Annotated in this window: 19 protein-coding genes and 1 pseudogene; 9 read left to right on the top strand and 11 right to left on the bottom strand. The window is 61.7% G+C overall.

From position 1 onward, the window contains the following. Nucleotides 1-40 precede the first annotated feature (40 nt). A complete protein-coding gene (locus ABOK31_RS19420; protein ID WP_349957260.1) occupies nt 41-949 on the top strand; it encodes a LysR family transcriptional regulator in 909 nt (302 codons plus the stop codon). A 1-nt stretch (nt 950) separates the two neighbouring features. Here the strand turns inward: ABOK31_RS19420 and otsA are convergent, their stop codons facing one another. Continuing rightward, entirely contained in the window at nt 951-2327 is a 1377-nt protein-coding gene (gene otsA / locus ABOK31_RS19425) for an alpha,alpha-trehalose-phosphate synthase (UDP-forming) (RefSeq protein WP_174175716.1), read from the bottom strand. 112 nt (nt 2328-2439) lie between these two features. Then, complete coding sequence (otsB, locus tag ABOK31_RS19430) at nt 2440-3234, bottom strand: trehalose-phosphatase (protein WP_174175714.1); 795 nt, start codon at nt 3232-3234, stop codon at nt 2440-2442. A 591-nt stretch (nt 3235-3825) separates the two neighbouring features. Here otsB and ABOK31_RS19435 point away from each other — a divergent pair. After that, nucleotides 3826-4641 carry a class II glutamine amidotransferase gene (locus ABOK31_RS19435; protein WP_174175712.1) on the top strand — a complete coding sequence of 272 codons (816 nt, stop codon included), beginning with the start codon at nt 3826-3828 and terminating at the stop codon, nt 4639-4641. Here ABOK31_RS19435 and coaBC read toward each other — a convergent pair. Further along, nucleotides 4628-5839 (bottom strand): bifunctional phosphopantothenoylcysteine decarboxylase/phosphopantothenate--cysteine ligase CoaBC, encoded by a 1212-nt coding sequence (gene coaBC, locus ABOK31_RS19440; protein ID WP_349957261.1) that lies wholly within the window; start codon nt 5837-5839, stop codon nt 4628-4630. The genes ABOK31_RS19435 and coaBC overlap by 14 nt on opposite strands. 213 nt (nt 5840-6052) lie before the next feature. On the opposite strand from coaBC, the gene ABOK31_RS19445 reads away from it, so the two are divergent. Continuing rightward, complete coding sequence (locus ABOK31_RS19445) at nt 6053-6499, top strand: ester cyclase (protein ID WP_174176089.1); 447 nt, start codon at nt 6053-6055, stop codon at nt 6497-6499. A 153-nt stretch (nt 6500-6652) separates the two neighbouring features. On the opposite strand, the gene ABOK31_RS19450 is transcribed toward ABOK31_RS19445, so the two are convergent. After that, entirely contained in the window at nt 6653-7417 is a 765-nt protein-coding gene (locus ABOK31_RS19450; RefSeq protein ID WP_349957262.1) for an SDR family oxidoreductase, read from the bottom strand. 119 nt (nt 7418-7536) lie between these two features. On the opposite strand from ABOK31_RS19450, the gene ABOK31_RS19455 reads away from it, so the two are divergent. Continuing rightward, nucleotides 7537-8493 (top strand): LysR family transcriptional regulator, encoded by a 957-nt coding sequence (locus tag ABOK31_RS19455; RefSeq protein WP_349957263.1) that lies wholly within the window; start codon nt 7537-7539, stop codon nt 8491-8493. Nucleotides 8494-8537: 44 nt separating this feature from the next. Here ABOK31_RS19455 and ABOK31_RS19460 read toward each other — a convergent pair whose 3' ends face one another. Then, complete coding sequence (locus tag ABOK31_RS19460; protein ID WP_349957264.1) at nt 8538-9413, bottom strand: LysR family transcriptional regulator; 876 nt, start codon at nt 9411-9413, stop codon at nt 8538-8540. Between the two features lie 97 nt (nt 9414-9510). On the opposite strand from ABOK31_RS19460, the gene ABOK31_RS19465 reads away from it, so the two are divergent. The 5 genes from ABOK31_RS19465 to ABOK31_RS19485 all read left to right on the top strand — a co-directional run bounded on the left by ABOK31_RS19465 (nt 9511) and on the right by ABOK31_RS19485 (nt 12538). Further along, nucleotides 9511-10794 carry an MFS transporter gene (locus tag ABOK31_RS19465; protein WP_349957265.1) on the top strand — a complete coding sequence of 428 codons (1284 nt, stop codon included), beginning with the start codon at nt 9511-9513 and terminating at the stop codon, nt 10792-10794. 15 nt (nt 10795-10809) lie between these two features. Continuing rightward, entirely contained in the window at nt 10810-11196 is a 387-nt protein-coding gene (locus tag ABOK31_RS19470; RefSeq protein ID WP_349957266.1) for a VOC family protein, read from the top strand. 124 nt (nt 11197-11320) lie between these two features. Further along, nucleotides 11321-11662, top strand: coding sequence for a metalloregulator ArsR/SmtB family transcription factor (locus ABOK31_RS19475; RefSeq protein WP_174175698.1), 342 nt, complete (start codon nt 11321-11323; stop codon nt 11660-11662). After that, nucleotides 11646-12128, top strand: coding sequence for an SRPBCC domain-containing protein (locus ABOK31_RS19480; RefSeq protein WP_174175696.1), 483 nt, complete (start codon nt 11646-11648; stop codon nt 12126-12128). The genes ABOK31_RS19475 and ABOK31_RS19480 overlap by 17 nt, the downstream gene beginning before the upstream one ends. A gap of 5 nt (nt 12129-12133) precedes the next feature. After that, the gene (locus tag ABOK31_RS19485; protein WP_174175694.1) at nt 12134-12538 is read left to right on the top strand and encodes a GFA family protein; all 405 of its coding nucleotides are present in this window, start codon (nt 12134-12136) and stop codon (nt 12536-12538) included. A 9-nt stretch (nt 12539-12547) separates the two neighbouring features. Here the strand turns inward: ABOK31_RS19485 and ABOK31_RS19490 are convergent, their stop codons facing one another. The 6 genes and pseudogenes from ABOK31_RS19490 to ABOK31_RS19515 all read right to left on the bottom strand — a co-directional run bounded on the left by ABOK31_RS19490 (nt 12548) and on the right by ABOK31_RS19515 (nt 19268). Beyond that, entirely contained in the window at nt 12548-13216 is a 669-nt protein-coding gene (locus tag ABOK31_RS19490) for a hypothetical protein (protein ID WP_349957268.1), read from the bottom strand. 126 nt (nt 13217-13342) lie between these two features. After that, on the bottom strand, nt 13343-15004 hold the full coding sequence (locus ABOK31_RS19495; RefSeq protein WP_349957270.1) for a urocanate hydratase: 1662 nt from the start codon (nt 15002-15004) through the stop codon (nt 13343-13345). A 42-nt stretch (nt 15005-15046) separates the two neighbouring features. After that, nucleotides 15047-15376, bottom strand: a complete 330-nt coding sequence (locus ABOK31_RS19500) for a TfoX/Sxy family protein (protein WP_349957271.1) — start codon at nt 15374-15376, stop codon at nt 15047-15049. Between the two features lie 110 nt (nt 15377-15486). Then, on the bottom strand, nt 15487-16608 hold the full coding sequence (locus ABOK31_RS19505) for a DUF917 domain-containing protein (protein WP_349957272.1): 1122 nt from the start codon (nt 16606-16608) through the stop codon (nt 15487-15489). After that, nucleotides 16592-17886 (bottom strand): annotated as a pseudogene (locus tag ABOK31_RS19510) (Zn-dependent hydrolase); the annotation flags it as partial. The gene ABOK31_RS19505 and the pseudogene ABOK31_RS19510, both read right to left, overlap by 17 nt. Then, complete coding sequence (locus ABOK31_RS19515) at nt 17886-19268, bottom strand: amidohydrolase family protein (protein ID WP_349957274.1); 1383 nt, start codon at nt 19266-19268, stop codon at nt 17886-17888. The gene ABOK31_RS19515 and the pseudogene ABOK31_RS19510, both read right to left, overlap by 1 nt. Nucleotides 19269-19413: the final 145 nt, after the last annotated feature.

Below are 19413 nucleotides of genomic sequence, written 5' to 3' on the forward strand. Positions count from 1 at the left end.
TGAAGCGGGCATTTTTCGATGGCTGGCAAAAGGAAATTTTATGGCTGAACGTCTGGTCGATCTTGGCTGGCTGCGGATCTTTCTGGAGGTGGGGCGTTCGGGCAGCCTGTCTGCCGCGGCTTCGGCGCTTGGCCTGACGCAACCCGCCGTCAGTTACCAGATCCGCCGCATCGAAGAGCAGATAGGTGTCCCCCTGTTTCGCCGCCAGCATCGCGGCGTCGCGCTCTCGCCGGAAGGTCAGCGCCTGTTCGAGATCGTCGAGAAATCCGTCGGTAGCGTCGATAGTCTGGTGCGCAGTTTTCGTATCGAGGCGGAGCGTCCGTCCGTTCGCCTGCGGACCGACTACGCCTTTTCCGCTCTCTGGCTGATCCCGCGCATGCACGCATTCCGGCTTCTCCATCCCGAGGTGGATATCCAGATCGTCGCCACGCAGCGGCTGGATCGCGGCGCGCCGGAGAGCGGCGATATCGCCGTCTTCTTCGGCACGCGCAGCGAGTTCGGTCAGACAGCCACCTTGCTTCTGCCGGAGAAGGTCGTGCCGATCTGCACCAGAGGTTTTGCCGACCGGCACGGCCCGTTCACCGATCCCTCGCAGCTCGCCGGCACGACGCTCGTCCATCTCGATTCGGAGATGCCATCGCCCTGGTTCGACTGGGAGAGCTATCTTTCGGCATTCGGCATTGCCCGCGATGCCTATGCCGGGCGCGGCGACCTGCGTTTCAACACCTATTCGCTGGTCGTGCAGGCAGCCCTCAGCGAGCAGGGCGTTGCGATCGGCTGGATGGGTCTAGTCGACACCCTGCTGGCCGCCCGGACAGTGGTGATGGCCGGCCCGATGCTGGAAGCGCCGGAGCGCGGCTATTGGCTGTTGCCGCCATCGGCGCCGAACCCGCATGCCGAGCAGTTGGCGCAATGGTTGCTTGCCGAGGCCGCCGCCGGGCAAACGTGAGCTATTCCGACGTGAGATCGTTAAGAAACGTCTCGCACCAGTGCGATACGTCATTCTCAAGCAGATAGTCCATCATGCCGCGCCAGCGCTCCTGCCGCTCCTGCAGTGGCATGTTGATGGCGCGCGCCAGCGCGTTGGCGGTGCCGTCGACATCATACGGGTTGACCAAAAGGGCACCCTTCAGCTTTCGCGCGGCGCCGGCAAAGCGCGAGAGCACCAGCACACCGGGATTATCCGGGTCCTGCGCAGCAACATATTCCTTGGCAACGAGGTTCATGCCGTCGCGCAGCGGCGTCACCAGCCCAACCTTCGCGAGCCTGTAGAGACCCGCCAGGATCGGGCGGCTGATCGAGCGGTTGATATAGCGGATGGGAACCCAGTCGACCGTGCCGATCGCGCCGTTGACCCGGCCGGCCTGTTCGGCGACGGCATGCTGCATTGCCTCGTATTCCGGCACTTCCGAGCGCGATTTCGGCGTGATCTGCAGATAGGTGACGTTGCGTTGGTGAGCCGGGTTGTTGGTGATGAAGCGCTCGAAGGCGTCGATGCGCTGCGTGATGCCCTTGGAGTAGTCGAGTCGGTCGACGCCGAGGATCAGGTCGCGACCTTCGATGCTCTGGCGGACCTTCTGCACCATGCTGTGCGACGCGGCCCTGCGGGCGAATTCGGCAAAGCCTGCCGTCTCGATGCCGATCGAATAGGCGCCGCCGCGAAAATCATGGCCATGGGCGCTGAAGTGGCCGGGGCTTTTCTCGATGCCCATGCCCTCGCGTTTCAGGCAGCCCGCGAAGTTTTCCAGATCATGGTCCGTCTGGAACCCGAGCAGGTCGTAGGAGGAAAGACCACGCATGATCTCTTCATGCACCGGCATGGCAAGCACGACATCGGCCGGCGGCCAGGGAATGTGCAGGAAGAAGCCGATACGGTTCTTCAGACCCATTTGCCTGAGCTCCGCCGCCAGCGGAATGAGATGATAGTCATGCACCCAGATGATGTCGTCGGGTTCGATGAGCGGCGCCAGCCGATGGGCAAAGAAGCGGTTGACGCGGAAATAGCCGGTCATTTCCTTGCGGGCATATTCGGCAAGATCGAGCCTGTAGTGGCAGATCGGCCAGAGCACGCGGTTGGCAAAGCCCTGATAATATTCCTCGACGTCGGTCTGGGTCAGATCGGTGAGGGCATAGGTGATATTGCCGTCCTGCGTCATCTGCAGCGGTTCCGGCTCGACGTCGCCGCTCGATTTTCCGGACCAGCCCATCCAGATGCCGCCGCGCTCGGCAAGGGCAGCCTGCAGCGCCACGGCAAGGCCACCGGCGGCTGCCGCGCCCTTGTGGTCGGGCACGGAAACGCGGTTGGAAACGATGATGAGACGACTCAACGAATTCTTCCTTTCGAGAAGGCCAAGGCAATTCCGGGAAAAAATGCGCAGCGGCTTCCGTTCGGAATTGCGAAAAAATCAGAAGCTGGAGGGCGCCGTATGGATCGATGGATTATTTGACGAGCGTTGCCAGCACGTCTCTTAAACGCGCGGGCGAGGCAATGGATGCACGCGCCAGCGTTTTTCCGCTGGCATCGCCAATGCGCACGGATTGGCCGCCGACACGGTTGGCGGCGGCAAACATCGTCTCGTCGGTCACGTCGTCACCGATCGCGACCGGGCGGCGTCCCTCGAACGGCTCCTCGGTGAGAAACGCCTCGACCGCATGTCCCTTGCTGGCGTGGGAAGGGCAGATTTCGATTACCATCTTGCCGCGCTGCAGGGTCCAGTCGGGACCGGCTTCCTCCAGATGGCGTTGCATGGCTTCACTGATCGCAGCCTCGTTTGCCGGTGCATGCCGGAAGTGAACCGCGACGGCAGCCCCCTTATCCTCGACGATGGCGCCGGGCCAGGCGAGCGCTTCATGTCGAATGACGTCCTTCAACGCCTGGAAAGCGGGCGGAATATGCGCGCGCCGCAGCCGTCCAGCCGCATCGCGCCGTTCCGCGCCATGCAGACCGGCGACGGGAAAGCGGAAAGGGGCGAAAAGGGGATCGACGAATTCGATGGCGCGGCCTGTCACCAAGGCGAGCGCGCCGCCGAGTTGACGGGATAGCGCATGCAGCGTTCCGGGCAGATAGTCCGGAACAACGATCGCTTCCGGTCTTTCGGCAAGATCGAGCAGGGTTCCATCGATGTCGAGGAACAAGGCCCAGTCCTGCGGATACAATGAGAGTGCGGTAAGGGCCGGCTCGTTCAGCGGCCTCGGCTTGGCTTCACCCTGTTCGGGCTGTTCCTGAGAAGACATGCTGCCTTAGCTAACGCGTTCTTCCCATTCGGCAAGGAAAAAAACGAAATTGCTTGCGGGGAGGCGGTGGCGATCGCCTGGATAACGGCGCCTATGAATGCAAAAGGGGCCGCCTTAAGCGACCCCCCATGAGCTTTGGCCCGTAACTGGCCTGAAGCGGCGAACGCTTCGGGAAGGTGTTGGTCAGAGCGAGGGCTGCCTCGCAACGTTCACAACCATTTCCATGCCAGATACCAAGACCGAAATCCCACTAGACATTGGATCACCTTCCTTTCGTTACGTTTCAGACAACTCAAAGGTAGCTCAAATTCGAGCCGATGCAAGGGGGGCGATCCATTGGAGCTTCACACTTCTTGTCGCATGGAAATTTCCTGCGTTGCCAAATCTCCGGTCGAAGCCCTGTGGCATCGGGCTTCACGAAGAAAATGTTGCGACGCCAAACGTGATCGGACGGAGCGTCAAATATCTGTCATGTTGCAGATCGCGGCATGGAAAATTAAGACTTTATTACCCATTCTGCATAAACAATCGTCCAAGATTTGCCATTCTCCCGCAGGACAGGAAGACAGCGGGAATCGGAGAGAAAGACGTATGTGTCGCTGGGCAGCCTATCGTGGAGACCCCCTCTATCTGGAGGAGCTGGTGTCTTCACCTGCCCACTCCCTGATCGAACAATCCCATTGCGCCACCCGCGCCAAGACGGCGACCAACGGTGATGGTTTCGGCATCGCCTGGTACGGCGATCGGCCGGAGCCCGGGCGCTATCGCGATATCCTGCCGGCTTGGTCCGATTGCAATCTGAAGAGCCTTGCGCGGCAGATCCGCTCGCCGCTCTTCCTCGCCCATGTCCGCGCGGCCACCGGCGGCGGCACGCGGCGCGACAATTGCCATCCCTTCGTCTTCGAGAACTGGTCGTTCCAGCACAACGGCCAGATTTCCAATTTCGACCGCCTTCGCCGGCCGATGGAAGCCATGCTCGACGACCGGCTTTTCAATGCCCGCAGCGGCACCACCGATTCCGAACTTCTGTTCCTGCTGGCAATGCATTTCGGCATGGATGCCAATCCGATCGCGGCGATGGCTGAAACCATCGGCTTCGTTGAGGGGCTGTCATTGCATCTGACCGGATCGGTGCTGGTGCGCTTTACGGCGGCCTTTTCCGACGGCAAGTCGCTTTATGCCATACGCTATGCGACCGACCGCAAGGCACCGACGCTTTACGCCTCACCGGTCGGGTCCGGCAATTGCCTCGTTTCCGAGCCGCTGAACGACGATGTGGATGCCTGGCGCGAGATCCCCGATGGCAGCGCGGTCATGATCGATGACACCGGCGTCCACGTCACGCCCTTCCAGCCGGAAGAGCGAGCAGCCGCAGAGCGCCAGCCGATAGCCGCTATCCCTGCGTAAACTGAGCTGCGATCAGTGCCGCGAGCCGCACGGCCACCTCATCCTTGTCGAGATCGGGCCACTGTTCGACACCGTGATGGCTGATGATCTTCACACGGTTGTGCGTGCCACCCATGATGCCGGTCGCCGGTGAAACGTCGTTGGCAACGATGAAGTCGGCACCCTTGCGTTCCAGCTTGGCGCGGGCATTGCTCTCGACATCCTGCGTCTCGGCGGCAAAGCCGATGACGAGTTTCGGTCGCTGCGTGTGATGGCCGACCGTCTTCAGAATGTCCGGATTTTCCGTGAGCGCCAGCGTCGGGATCGACTCGCCCGGATGCTTCTTGATCTTCTGATCCGACGCCGAGGCGACGCGCCAGTCCGCAACCGCCGCCACCATCACGGCTATATCGGCGGGCAGAGCAGCCAGAACGGCATCACGCATCTCATCTGCCCGCTCGACATGGATGACGTTGAGGCCAACCGGATCGGGTATGGTGACCGGGCCGGAAACGAGGGTGACATCGGCACCGAGCGCCGCGAGCGCTGCGGCGATCGCATGACCTTGCCGTCCCGATGAGCGGTTGGCGATATAACGTACAGGGTCGATCGGCTCATGCGTCGGTCCCGAAGTGACGATCGCCTTCTTGCCGGCAAGCGGCTTGGCGCCGTTATCCAGACGTCTCTCAACAGCGGCGACGATATCGAGCGGTTCCGCCATCCGGCCGGCGCCGACCTCGCCGCTCTCGGCCATTTCGCCGGTCATCGGCCCGACGAAGGCGATGCCATCGCCACGCAGCGTCTCGATGTTGCGCTTGGTCGCCGGATGCGCCCACATCTTCGGGTTCATGGCGGGGGCGGCGAGCACGGGCCGGTCCGTGGCGAGCAATACGGTCGAGGCAAGATCGTCCGCCAGCCCGTTTGCCATCTTGGCGAGCAGATCGGCCGTTGCCGGCGCGATCAGCACGAGATCGCAGTCGCGCGCCAGCCTGATATGGCCGACATCCTGCTCGTCCTGACGTGAAAACAGATCGGTGAAGACATGGTCGGCGGCCAGCGCGCCGACGGCAAGCGGCGTGATGAACTCCTGCGCACCCGATGTCATGACGGGCCGCACGCTTGCGCCGCGCTCGCGCAATCGGCGGATGAGATCGAGGCTCTTATAGGCCGCGATACCGCCGGAGATGATGAGAAGGATGCGCTTTCCTGCGAGAACCATGCCTGAACCCGTCGCCTGTTCTTTTGCTCGTAAGCCTAAGCCTTTGGTGTGTCATAGGCAATCGCGGCATTCTCTCATTACGGTTGTGAGCCGTCCCTCCTGCCATTTCAGGCAGACGATCACGTCGCCCTCACGTCCTTGTCATTTGCCCCTACCCTTGGTCTCGACAAAAGTGAACACGTTAACGACCAAAGGAGCAACGCCTTGAAGCTGATGAAAGTCGCGATGATCGCCCTGCCAATCATGGCCGCTGCCATGCCGGCCTTTGCCGAGCGTGCCTATTCGCCGCAAGAGCAGAAGAACAAGGAGATCGTTCTGGATTTCTACCAGAAGGCGCTGAACGACAAGGATTTCGACGCTGCCTCCAAATATCTCGGCAAGTACATCCAGCACAATCCGATGGCCGCCGATGGTCCCGAAGGCCTGCGTGGTTTCCTTGAGTACCTGAAGAAAAACTATCCGCAGTCGAAGAGCGAGATCAAGCGCGTGATGGTCGACGGCGATTATGTCATCCTGCGCGTCCACGCCATTCGCCAGCCCGGCGACCGCGGCAGCGCCATCGTTGATATCTTCCGGGTCGAGGACAACAAGATCCAGGAACATTGGGATTCGGTGCAGCCGATCCCCGAGACGTCGAAGAACAATAATACGATGTTCTGATCGGAAAGGCCGCAAGGAAGATAGAATCCACAACCTATCCTTAGCTATTCAAAGCATTCCAGCGGCATGATCCCGCAACCAATTCATGTCTTGCGGGATCATGTCCGTGTTCCGAAGTTGCCGGTGCGATCGTTGCGTCGGCAAGCCACGAGATCAGGTGCGCGTAATCGAAAGGCCGCCGTCAACGAGCGAAGCCGTGCCGCTGACGAAGCTTGCGTCATCGGAGGCGAGATAGAGCACCGAGCGGGCAATCTCTTCGGGGCCGGCAACGCGCTTCAGCGCATGCAGGTTGGTGACGAAAGCCTGCTTGTCGGCCGTGTCGTTCATTTCGCGATACATATCGGTATCGACGGCACCTGGCAGTACGGCATTGACGCGCACATTCTGCGGGCCGAATTCGGCGGCTAGCGTCTGCGTCAAGCCGATCAGGCCGGATTTGCTAGCCGCATAGGCGGCAACGCCGGGGAAGCTGACGGTATGGCCGACGAAGGTCGATGTGAAGATCACCGAACCACCGCCGTGCTTGATCATTTCGCCGATCTGATGCTTGGCGGCGAGGAACGATGCGGTGAGGTTGATCGTCAATGCTTCGGCAAAGCCCGCCTCCGAAACTTCGGTGCTGGGACCGGCCTCGCCGAGCGTGCCGGCATTGTTGAAGGCAATATCAAGCTTGCCGTAGCGCTCGACGGCAAGGGCGACCAGTGCCTTGTGGTAGTCTTCCGAGCGTACATCGCCAGCCAATACGGCAGCTTCACCGCCGGTAGCCTTGATCTCGGCGGCAAGGCTTTCAAGCTCTGCCGCGCGGCGAGCACCGATGATGACCTTGGCGCCTTCGGCGGCGAAGAGCTTTGCCGTGGTGCGGCCGATGCCGGAGCTGGCGCCGGTGACGATTGCAACTTTTCCATTCAAGCGGTTCATTGTTCCATTTCCTGTGTGAGGATGTGACTTTCGGTTTGTCCGATACACGGAAGATGGCCTTTTCCGATCGTTCGGATTAGTCTGCAAATAATGGAATTCGAATTCGGAAACGCCGAACGATGTTGAAAATCGACGGGATCGTGACGTTTGTGACCGTAGCAGAGGCCGGCTCGATCAGCGAGGCGGCGCGACGCCTGCGCCTGTCGAAATCCGTCGTCAGCGAGCGCCTGTCGGACATGGAAAAGGCATTGGGCGCGACCCTGCTTCACCGTACGACCCGCAAGCTGACCCTGACAGAGGACGGCACCGCCTTTCTGCAGCGCGCGACCCGCATCGCGCAGGAGGTGCGCGAGGCCGCCGCCGATCTCGCCGAGCGGCGCGGCACGTTGATGGGGCCTCTGCGCATCGCCGCGCCCGTCACCTTCGGGCGCCTGCATCTGGGGCCGGCTCTCTATCCTTTTCTCGCCGAACATCCGGAAATCGAGCTGACGCTCGATCTCGACGACCGCCGGGTCGATGCCGCCTCGGATGGCTATGACGCGATCATTCGTCATGGCCTGATTGCCGACTCACGTCTTGTCGCGTGGAAGCTCGCCCGCAGCCGCCGCCTTCTCGTGGCTTCGCCGGATTATCTCAGCCGCCACGGCAAACCCGCCTCGCTCTCCGATCTCGAAGATCATCGCGGTATTTTCTACACCAATCGCGGCGTCGCCGATTGGCGGTTCGAGGGGCCGGAGGGTGCTGTCGTCATCCGTGCGAAGCTGGCATTGGGCGTCAACAACGGCGATGTCCTCCACGATGCAGCGATTGCCGGGCTCGGCATTGCCTTGCTGCCGGCCTTCATCACCGGGCCTTCGGTGAGGGAAGGGCGGCTCGTCGAAATCGATGTCGGCTATCGGCCGGAGCCGGAGTTCATCTTCATGGCCCATCCGGAGGGACGCAATCCCTCGGCCAAACTCCGCGCGATGGCCGATCACTTGAAGAAGGCTTTTGACGATCCGCCCTATTGGGAGCTGGAGCAATTCCAGCAAAAGTGTGAAGCGGTTTTGCGTCCGGAATTGCGTGAAAACAAATAGCCAGAGCATTTCCGTGACTCCTGAAACGGAAATGCTCTGGCTAACTATGCAATCAGGCTCATGAGATTGGCAATAACGGGCGATCGCTGCGCCTTGAGGCTGGCAAGGCCGAGACGCGCGACAACCGGCGGCCCGTCGATCGGCCTGTAGGCGACGCCATCGAGCTTGATCTGCGCGATGGAGGCGGGGACGATGGAAACGCCGAGATTGGCGGCGACGAGATTGACGACGGAAGGGATCTGCGGCGCCTCCTGCGTCACCACGAGGTCGAAGCCCGCCTCGCGACAGGCCCCGACAATATCGTCGTAGAGGCTAAGCCCCACCATGCGCGGGAAGAGAATGAAAGGCTCGCCCGCGAGCGCCGCGATCGGCACGCGCTCCTTTTTCGCCAGCGGATGATGGGCCGGCAGTGCAATCAGCATCGGCTCGTCGGCAAAGCGCTTCAGGCGCACATCCCTGGGATCTTCGAGGCCCGGACGAATGAAAGCAGCATCGATCTCGCCGCGCATCAGCCGTTCCATCAGCGCATTGGTGTTCATCTCGGTCAGCGACAACCGCACCTCCGGCCAGTGCCCCCGAAACTCTCGGATCGTAGCCGTGACGATGGTGTTGAAGGCGGAAGACGCTGTAAAGCCGAGTGATAGGCGGCCGATCTCGCCGCGATTGGCGCGTTGGGCGGCAAGTTTTGCCTTTTCCGCCGCATCGACAGCCGCTCTCGCTTCGACCAGAAAGGCCTCGCCGGCGGCCGTTAGCTCCGCGCCATGCGGGACGCGGTGGAACAGTTGCGCGCCCACCTCGTTTTCCAGGTCCCGGATCTGCTGGCTGAGCGGCGGCTGGCCGATGCCGAGATTGGCCGCGGCGCGGGTGAAATTCCCCACTTCCGCGAGCGCCAGAAAATAGCGGATATGACGCAGCTCCATCGCTATCTCCAAAAGCTATTGAGATCGCCTGTTCCATATATTGGACTAATGGAGATGATCTGGCTAGATTTTAGCGCAAGAAAGGTTGGGTGCCCCCATGTCTCGCGCCGTTGGCAAGCAGGAAATCACTGCTTCCGAAGTTCCATCAGCTCCTGAATTGACGCTCGTTAAGAGCGAGCCGCCGACGGAGCTTCGCCAATTCCTGACACGCGGCACGCCTGCCTTCCGCCGCGCGACCATCGCGCTGTTCCTGTCCGGATTTGCCACCTTTTCGTTGCTTTATTGTGTGCAACCGCTGATGCCGATCTTCTCTCAGGATTTCGGTGTTACGCCTGCCGCGAGTTCGCTGTCTCTATCGCTTTCGACCGGCTTCCTGGCCTTTGCGATCTTCGGCGCTGCTGCCGTTTCCGAAAGCCTCGGCCGCCGCAGTCTGATGTTCATTTCGCTGCTCGGCGCGGCCATCTGTACGATCATCTGCGCGGTGTCTCCGAGCTGGCATATGCTGCTGGTCGTCCGTGCGCTTGAAGGCTTCCTTCTGGGCGGCGTGCCAGCCGTCGCCATGACCTATTTGGCGGAAGAGATCGAGCCGCGGGGCCTCGGTGGCGCCATGGGTCTCTATATCGCCGGCAACGCCTTCGGCGGCATGGCCGGGCGCGTTGTGACGGGTACGATCGCCGAATATCTGAGCTGGCGCCCGGCGCTGGCAACGGTCGGCATTCTCGGCCTGATCGCCGCAGTCGGCTTTCTTTACCTGCTGCCGCCGTCGCGCAATTTCACGCCGCGCAAGGGCTTCGATGCCGGCTTTCACGTAAAGGCCTGGGGCGGCCACTTCGGCAATGCAGCGCTGCCATTTCTCTTTGCCATCGCCTTTCTCGTCATGGGCTCCTTCGTCACGGTCTATAATTATGCCGGCTTCCGCCTCGTCGCCGCGCCTTACAATCTCAGCCAGACCGAGCTGGGCCTGATCTTTACCGCCTATCTCTTCGGCATCGTCGCCTCCTGGGTCGCAGGCCTCCTCGGTGATCGCATCGGCCATTTCATCGTGCTGCCGATCGGTGTGCTCATCGCAGCGGTCGGTGCGGCAGTCACGCTTTCCAGTTCGCTGCCGCTGATCATTCTCGGCATCGTCCTGGTGACGATCGGGTTCTTCATGGCCCACTCCGTCGCCAGTGCGCTGGTGGGCCGGCTTGCCCGCGGCTTCAAGGGACACGCCTCCTCGCTTTACCTGCTGGCCTATTATCTCGGCTCCAGCATCGCCGGTTCGGTCGGCGGTTATTTCTGGCTTGCCGATGGTTGGAATGCCGTGGTTGCCTTCATCCTCGTCATGCTGGCACTATGTCTCATCAGCGCCCTTGCCGTTGCCAGGCTGGCGCGTCGCTGAGCCCAGGAGGTTGCCATGATCCGCATTGACCACCTCGATCATCTGGTGCTCACGGTTGCGAGCATCGATGAAAGCTGCGAATTCTATGCCCGCGTCCTCGGCATGGGTGTCGAAACCTTCGGGGAGGGCCGCAAGGCCCTGACCTTCGGCACACAGAAGATCAACCTGCACCGTGCGGGACATGAGTTCGAGCCTAAGGCCGAACGGCCGACGCCAGGTTCGGCCGATCTTTGCTTTATCAGCACCACGCCGCTCGATGACATCATCACACACTTGCAGGCCGAGGGCGTCGTAATCGAGGAAGGCCCCGTGCGCCGAACGGGCGCAACCGGTCCCATTCTCTCGGTCTATTTCCGCGATCCGGACAACAACTTGATCGAAGTGTCCAATAGTCTCTCCTGAGATCATACAACTCCATACGGATTGCTTCTTATCAGGCTTGCCTCTGAATGCGGCTGCTTGACTCCCGAATTTTTGGCCTATATTAAACCTATAAGTTAATTAACTGTATGGTTTATTAATCCGCATGGACACATTGAGCATGACCCTTTCAGCCCTTGCCGATCCAACCCGCCGGGCGATCCTGGCGCGGCTGGCGACTGGCGAGGCATCCGTTTCGGAATTGGCTGAACCTTTCGACATGTCGCTGGTCGCTGTCTCCAAGCATCTGAAGGTACTGGAAAAGGCTGGCCTGATTTCAAAGGGGAGGGAGGCACAATGGCGACCCTGCCGGCTGGAGCCGAAGCCGCTGCGGCAGGTCGATGACTGGCTGGAGAACTACCGTCAGTTCTGGAACGACAATCTCGATCGCCTGGAAGCCTACGCGGCACTATTGCAAAAGGGAGGAAAGAATGACCCCAGCAACTGAGGGCGGCAGCTTGCGCCCGCCGCGTGAGATCGTGCTGACCCGCGATATTGCCGCGCCGCGTGCCCTGCTGTTTCGCCTTTGGACCGAGCCTGAACATCTGATGCGCTGGTGGGGACCGCAGACCACGACGGCCTCATCGGTCTCCGTCGACCTGCGGGAGGGCGGCGCCTGGCGGCATTGCATTCTGACGCAGGAGGGCAAGGAATATTGGAGCCACGGGCGCTATCTGGAGATCGTTCCGCCCGAGCGCCTCGTCTTCACGTTCGCCTGGGAAAATCAGGATGGAAAACCCGGCCATCCCATGCAGGTGACCGTGCAATTTCAAGAGCTTGGCGAGAAGACGCGTCTCGTCTTCCGCAAGGTCGAACTGCCTGATGATACCGAACTGAGATTGCAGACGGGCGGCTGGGAGCAGGCCCTCGACAAATACGTTGCCTACGCAGAAGCCACCTCAAGGGAAGGATGAGAGTGATGAAGAAGACCTATCATGGAAGCTGCCATTGCGGCGCCGTCGCTTACGAAGCCGATCTCGATCTGCAGGGCGGCACCTTCAAATGCAACTGCTCGATCTGCAGGAAGAAGCGCAACTGGCTGGCCGTCGCCACGCCTGCCGATTTCCGCCTGACCTCGGGCGAAGACAGCATCGGCGAATATCAGTTCGGCCCGCGCATCCTGCACCACCTCTTTTGCAAGAATTGCGGCATCAGCTCCTTCAACTGGGGCGAAAATCCCGCACTCGGCGGCAAGTTCTATGCGATCAGCATCAGCTGCCTGGACGATGCCACCGATGAGGAACTCGCCTCGCTTCCCGTTGGATATTTCGACGGCCGCGACGATCGCTTCGATCGCGCACCGGAGGAAACGCGCTATCTCTAGCGAAATGGTCTAGCTTTTGGTGGCTAGCCAAATGACGTGACGCGCGCCTGTCTTGCCATTGGCGCGCATGTTGACCACCTCGGCGGTAAAGCCGCTGTCGCGCAGACGCTTTGTAAAGCGCTCGTCAGGTCCCGAAGACCAGACCGCAAGGACGCCACCGGGCCGCAGCGCATCACGCGCCGCCTTCAGACCCTGATAGTCGTAAAGGCCGTCATTGGCCTCCGACGTGATGCCATCAGGGCCGTTGTCGACATCGAGCAGGATGGCGTCGTAAGCCGCCTTGCGGGCGCGGATAAGTGGGCGCACGTCACCCTCGTGGATGGCCACACGAGGATCATCGAGGCAGCCATCAAAGACCGTCGCCATCGGCCCGCGTGCCCAGGTCACGACAGCCGGAACCAGCTCCGCGACCGTAACCTTGGCGTCCGAGCCGAGTTCGCCGAGGGCCGCGCGCAAGGTAAAGCCCATGCCGAGACCGCCGATCAGTATGTGCGGCGTCTTCCGGCCTTTGATTTTCTCGCAGGAAAGTGTCGCAAGTGCGCGCTCGGAGCCGCTCAGGCGGCTGTTCATCAGCTCGTTGGTGCCGAGCATGATGGAGAATTCCTGGCCGCGCTGCTTCAAGCGCAGCTCGCCGCCGCCGGGGATTTTCGCAGTGTCGAGCAAGGTCCAGGGGATCACGGGCAACTCTCCAAAGCAATTCCGGGAAAAACGCGTAGCGGTTTTTCGTCCGGAATTGCGTGTCAAACAGGTTGTTTCGAATTGCCCGGGACCATAGTCTCTAGAAGCTGCCAAGAATAGACGCGCTTATCCCAAACGGATATAGGGCACATCCTTTTTCGCAACTTCGTCCAGCGCTTCCTCATAGCCGGCATCGGCGTAGCGCATGACGCCGAGGGCCGTGTCGTTGGTGAGCGCATGGTCTAGCCGTTCGTCGGCGGCAGCCGTGCCGTCGGCGACCACCGTGACGCCGCAGCTCGTCATGTAGCCGGCATAGCCGCCGCCGCCCGAATGGACGACAACAAGGTCGGCCATGGACGAGCAGAGCATCATGGCGTCGATCAGCGGCCAGTCGGCGATAGCGTCGGAGCCGTCCTTCATGCCTTCGGTCATGATGTTCGGGTGTGCCATGGCGCCAGCATCGAGATGGTCGCGCGAAAACGCGATCGGACCCTTCAGCGCGCCGCTTGCGACAAGCTCGTTGACGCGGCGGGCAAGTGCTGTGCGCTCACCATGGCCGAGCCATGCAATACGCGCTGGCAGCCCTTCGAACGGCACATGCTCACGGGCAAGCTTGATCCAGTTGGTGATGATCTTGTTGTCCGGGAACATTTCCAGAAGCAGATCGTCGATGCGGGCGATATCGCTTTCCTCGCCCGAAAGCGCCATCCAGCGGAACGGGCCGATAGCGCGGCAGAAGAGCGGCCGCAGATAGGCTTCGGTGAAGATCGGGATATCGAAGGCGTTCGCGACGCCGCCTTCCTTCGCCTGGGTGCGGATCAGGTTGCCGTTGTCGAAGACTTCGGAACCCTTTTTCTGGAAATCCAGCATGGCCTTCACGTGCTCGACGATCGAGGCGCGGCTTGCCGCCATCAGTTGGCCCTGACCGTCGTCGCGAAGATCCCTAACTTGCTGCAGATTCATGCCCTTTGGCACATAGCCATAGACGAGATCGTGGGCCGAGGTCTGATCGGTGACGATATCGGGCACGATGCCGCGGCGTGCAATCTCGGGATAGATCTCGGCCGCATTGCCGACGAGGCCGACGGATAGCGCCCGCTTCTCCTTGACCGCCGCATCGATCATCGCCAGCGCGGAATCGAGGTCCGGGGCGATTTCCTGCAAATAGCCGATTTCCTGGCGCTTCCTGGCGCGTTCCGCATCGATATCGACGCAGAGGATCGCAGCACCCGCCATGCGGCCGGCGAGCGGCTGCGCGCCGCCCATGCCGCCGAGCCCGGCGGTCAGCACGAAACGGCCGAAGAGATCGCCGCCGAAGCGGCGCTCGGCGATGCGCATGAAGATTTCGTAGGTACCCTGGATCACACCCTGGCTGCCGATATATTGCCAGGCGCCGGCCGTCAGGCCGCCCCAGCAGATCAAGCCCTTGCGCTGTAGTTCGTAGAACACCTCGGCCTTTGCCCATTGCCCGACGATGTTGCAGTTCGCCATGATGACGAGCGGCGCCTTGTCATGCGTGCGGATGAGGCCGATCGGCTTGCCGGATTGGATGAGCAGGGTCTGGTTCTCATCCATCTCGGTCAGCGCCTTGACGATGCCCTTATGCGCCGCCCAGTTGCGGGCCGCCTTGCCAAGAGCAGCATAGACGACGAGATTGTCGGGATCTTCGCCGACCGAGAGCACGTTTTCGAGCAGCCGCAGCAGGGCCTCCTGCCGCCAGCCTTTCGCACGCAGCTCCGGGCCGCCCGGAATGGGGAATTTCGGGTGACGTGGATTGGCTTTCGGCATGGATTTCCCTTCCCTGTTTTCTTTGTTGTTTCGGCGGCCCGGCTATTTCGGCGGCAGGCCTTCGACGAAGTCCAGCGCGGCCAGAAGCAGCCGCTTGCGCAGCATGTCGTTGCCATAGGCTCCCGGCCCGGCGCGCACCCATCCCTGCATTTCCCGGCCGCGGGACAGCATGGGTTTGACGTCATGCTGCTCCAGCGCCCAGGTGTCGTTGCCTTTGCCAAGGCGGATCAGCATCCCGTCGTCACGGGCGCCGCACAGCAGATGGCCATTGAGCAGAAAGGCCCAGCCGCCGAACATCGCTTTCTCGCTAAGCCCGGGTCGTTCCCCAAGCTCGTCTCTCAGCAATTCCTCAAGACCGGCGTCGCGGGCCATTCAAGCCTCCTGTGCTTTTCAGCCTTTCTTGCCGGCCAGAGCGTGATGCCGAAAAGTGTAGGCGGTTTTCGGACGACATCACGCTCTACTTCTCTGATTCTAGAGCGGATTCAGATTTTAGGTCGAACAGACCTAAAATCATCCGGCTCTAGCGCGTATTTCGCGATCTCGATCCCCATCGCCTTTTCGACGGAGGGATAGACAGTCGGGTCGAGCACGCTGGCAGAGAGCGGAATGATATCCATCGGCACATGCAGGATGAAAACCTTCATGCCTTCGTGCAGCTGGCCGACGCTCAAGGGCTCGCCTTCCGGCGACAGCGTTGATATGACGGAGGGGAAGGTCGCGAGCCGCTTGCCGCCGGTATCCTCGACGGCCATGTATTCGTTCATCACATGCATGACGACGGCCTTGTCGCCTGAGCCGACGGTGACGGTGCCGATATCGAAGGCTTCCTTCGTGTAGACGACGTCCTTCTTCGTGATGGTGCCTTCGGCCAGGATATGACCGCCCGTCGTCTTGCAGATGGCGTCGATGACGGCGCTGCCGCCCTTCTTTTCCGCCTCGATGATCGCTTCGCCGAGCGAAAGCGCCATGGAGATGCCGCCGAGTGCCGCGTGCGTGCGGACGTAAGACGCACGCAAGGGATTGCGGCAGGAAGCGATGAAGCCGCCGGACTGGTCGGAGGCTACACGCAGGATCGGCGAAATCTTCGCCGTCGCACCCTTGACCACCAGCTCGATATAGCGGTTTTCGGCGCGGTTGCCGCCGACGGCGGTCTGGATCATCTGCTCGGGCGAGCCCGCCATGCCGATCGAACCCATATCGCCCGTCGGATGGGCGCGGATGTCACCCACCGCGTCCACCACCTTGGTTCCGAGAATGGCCGATGGCAGCCAGCCGTTCAGCGTCGAGGACTTGCCATTCTGGCCGATGATCAGGCCGGAAAGCTTCTCGCCAAGTTCGTCCTGCAGCAGCTGTGCGGCTTTCACATAGTCGATGCCCTGCATTTCCCAGGGGGTCGTGGAGGCCGGTGCGCCGATGGCGGCTGCCGTGGCAATCCAGTCGTTGTCGTTGAGTTCGTCGATCGACACCAGCTCCGGCTTGCCGACATTGACGGCCGCATAGCCGAGCATGCGGCCATGGTCGGCCCAGCCGCCACCGCCTGCGGCGTAAACGGAGCCGCCCTTGACGGCCGCTTCCACATCCTTGGCAACGAGTACGCGTCCCATTGGCTACTCCCGGTTCTGTTTGAGGTTCTTGTCCATGTCGCGCACCGCTTCGAAAAGAACGGCGGCGCCCATGGCGATGTCGTCATTCTCGGCCCACTCCTCGGCGCAGTGGCTGCGGCCTTCCTTGCAGGGCACGAAGATCATGGCGGCTGGCGCAACCTTGGCGATCCAGGCCGTGTCGTGGCCGGCGCCGGAGGCCATGCGGCGGTGCTTGGCGCCGACAGTCTCGCAGGCACGCTCGAGCGTTTCGAGCAGCACCGGAGCACCGGGGGTCGGCATGTTGTCGGAGACGCGCACCGGCGTATTGATCGTGACGCCGTAATCGGCGGCAATGGTCTTCACCTCGCCATCGATCCAGGCGAGGAAATCTTCCATGTCGCTGCGGATTTCGGCGCGGCCGTCGATCAGCAGCACGACCTTCGAGGGCACGACATTGGCGGCATTCGGCTCGATGCGGAATTCGCCGACGGTTGCAGCAAAATGGCCCGGCGTCTTTGCTTGTTCGGCTGCGCGCTGGCGAATATCGAGAACCAATTGCGAGGCTGCCACCAGCGCATCCGCGCGGCGATCCATCGGCGTGGTGCCGGCGTGGTCGGCGCGGCCTTCCACGGTGATTTCGATGCGGGTGATGCCGGCGATCGCGGTGACGATGCCGATATCCTTGTTCTCGGCTTCCAGCACCGGACCCTGCTCGATATGCAGCTCCAGGAAGCCGGCGAGATCCGGGCGTTTCTGGGAGAGCAGCACCGAAGGGTCGCCGCCGACCTCGGCAATGCCCTGCGAAAGCGTGCGGTCGCCGCTCACGCGGGAGAGCCATGCCTCGGGGATCTGCCCGGTCATGCCGCGGCTGCCGATGCAGGAGACGCCGAAGATGCTGACTTCTTCGGCCAGGAAATCGACGATTTCCAGATCATGATCGAGCTCGATGCCGCGATCCTTCAAGGAGCGTGCGACTTCGAGCGCTGCGATCGTGCCGGCAATGCCGTCGAAGCGGCCGCCGTCGGGAACGGTATCGGAATGCGAGCCGACAAGGATCGTGCCGAGGCCCGGCTTGGCGCCTGCGCGCCGGCCGATGAGATTGCCGGCGGCATCCATTCGCGTCTCAAGTCCTGCGGCTTTCATCCTCGCGTCGATATAGGCGCGCCCTTCGAGGAAGAGCGGCGAGAAGGCGCGGCGCGTCCAGGGGTGTCCGGGCTCGGTAATGCCGGCCAGCGCATCGATATCCTCAGCGATACGGTCGGCGTTGACTGGCAGGTTGTGGCGCTTGGGGTCGGTCATCAGGCAGCATCTCCGGCAATGATTTGGCGAGGCAAGGGGCGGATGAAGCTGCCGGAGCCGGGTTCGGCGAGCACCTTCTGTCCCTCGGTGATCTGCTTGCCTCTAAGGTAGGCGGCCGACACAGTCCAGGGCAGGCGGATGCCGTTATAGGGGCTCCAGCCGACGACGTTGTTGCCGCTTGTGGCTGCGTCATAAACCATCTCGCGTGGCTCCAGCACGACGATATCGGCGTCCTTGCCCGGCGTCAGCGCGCCCTTGATATGGTCGAGGCGGAAATGCCTGGCCGGGTTTTCCGCCATCAGCTTCGCGGCCCAGGTGAGCGGCACGCCGCGTTCCAGAGCACCCTTGACGAAGAGCGGCACCATGACCTCCAGTCCCGGCACGCCAGAAGCGTTCGCCAGCATGTCCGGATTGGTTTTGCGATTTTCCGACCAGCTGACATGGTCGGTCGAGACGAGCCAGACATTGCCTTCCGCCACCTTGCGCCATAAGGTTTCCACTTCGGCGCGCGGGCGGATCGGCGGATTGATTTTCGCCTTGCCGCCGAGACGCCGCACATCGTTTTCCTCGTCGAGTGTCAGGTAATGGATGCAGCATTCGACCGTCGCTTCGAAGCCGTCGCGGCGATAGGCGCGGGCTATGTCATAGCCGCGGCCGAGCGAGCAATGCACGACATGGGCCGGGCAGCCGGTATCTGCACCCGTCTCGAAGATCGTGTGCATGGCGAGCAGTTCGGTGATCGGAGGGCGGGAAAGGCCGTGGGCGCGGTAGTCGGTGACGCCGCTTACCTTCACCTGTTCCATGTAGGTGCGCACCGCTTCGTCATCCTCGTTGTGGACGCCAGCGGTCAGGCCTGTCGGTGCGATCGCGGCAAAGCAGGCATCGAGCAGGGCGGGCGGAATGCGCGGAAAGCGCTTCGGATCGGTGCCGAAGGTGGAGAATTTGAAGGCGGCGACACCGGCCTCGACCATCTCGGCGATGCGTGCCGGGCCTTCTTCCGGGTCGATCGTGCCGTAAAGAGCGAAGTCGACGCGCGACTGCGGCGCGGCGTGGTCAATCTTTTTCTTCACCGCTGCTGCCGAGCAGACGAGATTGCCTTCGTCATAGGGCATGTCGACGATGGTGGTGACGCCGCCGGCAGCCGCCGAACGCGTCGACCAGATGAAATCCTCCTGATCCTTCTGCGAGAGAGAATGGACCTGCGCATCGATCGCGCCGGGCAGGATCAGCGCCTTGCCGAGCAGATGCCGCTCGCGCGCAGCCGGGGGCACGCCGATACCCACTTCGGCGATCTTGCCGTCGCTGACGGCGACATAGCCGGCTTCCACGATGCGTTCAGGCAAAACCACGGTGCCTTGCAGAACTAGATCGAAATCGGCCATGTGCATTCTCTCCGCCGGTCGGTTGGTTCAGTCGGTTGGTTCAGATCGAGCATGATGCCGAAAAGTGTGCGCGGTTTTCGGACGACATCATGCTCTATTTTTTTGTTTCGAGGTCGGATTCAGATTTTAGGTCTGCATGACTTAA

It is taken from the genome of Rhizobium sp. ZPR4, from assembly GCF_040215725.1.
GTDB lineage: Bacteria > Pseudomonadota > Alphaproteobacteria > Rhizobiales > Rhizobiaceae > Rhizobium > Rhizobium rhizogenes_D.

Excerpts from the sequence above, each read along its gene's own strand:
- ABOK31_RS19450 (WP_349957262.1), bottom strand. The coding sequence starts at position 7,417 with ATGAACCGCTTGAATGGAAAAGTTGCAATCGTCACCGGCGCCAGCTCC.
- ABOK31_RS19465 (WP_349957265.1), top strand. The coding sequence starts at position 9,511 with ATGTCTCGCGCCGTTGGCAAGCAGGAAATCACTGCTTCCGAAGTTCCA.
- ABOK31_RS19460 (WP_349957264.1), bottom strand. The coding sequence starts at position 9,413 with ATGGAGCTGCGTCATATCCGCTATTTTCTGGCGCTCGCGGAAGTGGGG.
- ABOK31_RS19420 (WP_349957260.1), top strand. The coding sequence starts at position 41 with ATGGCTGAACGTCTGGTCGATCTTGGCTGGCTGCGGATCTTTCTGGAG.
- ABOK31_RS19480 (WP_174175696.1), top strand. The coding sequence starts at position 11,646 with ATGACCCCAGCAACTGAGGGCGGCAGCTTGCGCCCGCCGCGTGAGATC.
- ABOK31_RS19515 (WP_349957274.1), bottom strand. The coding sequence starts at position 19,268 with ATGGCCGATTTCGATCTAGTTCTGCAAGGCACCGTGGTTTTGCCTGAA.
- ABOK31_RS19505 (WP_349957272.1), bottom strand. The coding sequence starts at position 16,608 with ATGGGACGCGTACTCGTTGCCAAGGATGTGGAAGCGGCCGTCAAGGGC.
- ABOK31_RS19485 (WP_174175694.1), top strand. The coding sequence starts at position 12,134 with ATGAAGAAGACCTATCATGGAAGCTGCCATTGCGGCGCCGTCGCTTAC.
- ABOK31_RS19435 (WP_174175712.1), top strand. The coding sequence starts at position 3,826 with ATGTGTCGCTGGGCAGCCTATCGTGGAGACCCCCTCTATCTGGAGGAG.
- ABOK31_RS19495 (WP_349957270.1), bottom strand. The coding sequence starts at position 15,004 with ATGCCGAAAGCCAATCCACGTCACCCGAAATTCCCCATTCCGGGCGGC.
- coaBC (WP_349957261.1), bottom strand. The coding sequence starts at position 5,839 with ATGGTTCTCGCAGGAAAGCGCATCCTTCTCATCATCTCCGGCGGTATC.
- ABOK31_RS19445 (WP_174176089.1), top strand. The coding sequence starts at position 6,053 with ATGAAAGTCGCGATGATCGCCCTGCCAATCATGGCCGCTGCCATGCCG.
- otsB (WP_174175714.1), bottom strand. The coding sequence starts at position 3,234 with ATGTCTTCTCAGGAACAGCCCGAACAGGGTGAAGCCAAGCCGAGGCCG.
- ABOK31_RS19500 (WP_349957271.1), bottom strand. The coding sequence starts at position 15,376 with ATGGCCCGCGACGCCGGTCTTGAGGAATTGCTGAGAGACGAGCTTGGG.
- ABOK31_RS19475 (WP_174175698.1), top strand. The coding sequence starts at position 11,321 with ATGGACACATTGAGCATGACCCTTTCAGCCCTTGCCGATCCAACCCGC.
- ABOK31_RS19470 (WP_349957266.1), top strand. The coding sequence starts at position 10,810 with ATGATCCGCATTGACCACCTCGATCATCTGGTGCTCACGGTTGCGAGC.
- ABOK31_RS19455 (WP_349957263.1), top strand. The coding sequence starts at position 7,537 with ATGTTGAAAATCGACGGGATCGTGACGTTTGTGACCGTAGCAGAGGCC.